The following is a 561-nucleotide window of genomic DNA, read 5'->3' as shown; positions in this document are numbered from 1 at the left end:
TTATTTCACAAGTCCATCAGCGATGCTAAATATTGGCGTTACGTTGGCAGTGAGCTTTTGGGTGCTTTTATGGATGGTGGTCGACTTTAGAGACAAAACCAAGAATGCACCGAGCCGTTTAAACGGACTACGCCAGCTGCGTCTAAGCTATTGGGGTCAACAAACCGCTCACATCGGGGTGCTCGTTGCGGTTATTGGTGTGGCATTTACCAGTACGCTCAGTATTGAGCGTGATGTGGCGCTGGGACCAAATGATAGTGTCAATGTCCAAGGTTATGACTTTACAGTAAAAGGTTTTAGCGAAGTAAAAGGCAGTAACTTTGACGCTACGCAAGCCGAGGTATCGGTGAGCAAAGACGGTCAAGAGGTGGCTACGTTATATCCTGAAAAGCGTAACTATATTATCAGTATGATGCCGATGACAGAAGCTGCGATTGATGCCAATTTGATGCGTGATGTCTACGTAGCACTTGGTGAGCCAATTGCTGAAGATAGCAATGAATGGGCTTTCCGTATCTATGTCAAACCGTTGATCCGCTGGATATGGTTGGGCGCGCTTAT

1 protein-coding gene is annotated in these 561 nt (G+C 46.5%); it reads left to right on the top strand.

The genetic code is table 11. From position 1 onward, the window contains the following. Positions 1-73: 73 nt before the first annotated feature. On the top strand, positions 74-561 hold a 488-nt coding region (locus ACS8FC_RS19820; RefSeq protein ID WP_439298046.1), incomplete at its 3' end, for a cytochrome c-type biogenesis CcmF C-terminal domain-containing protein.

The organism is Psychrobacter sp. 1Y4 (assembly GCF_051847555.1).
Note: the sequence above shows the minus strand (reverse complement) of the source record. Positions and strands in the feature narration are given on the sequence as shown.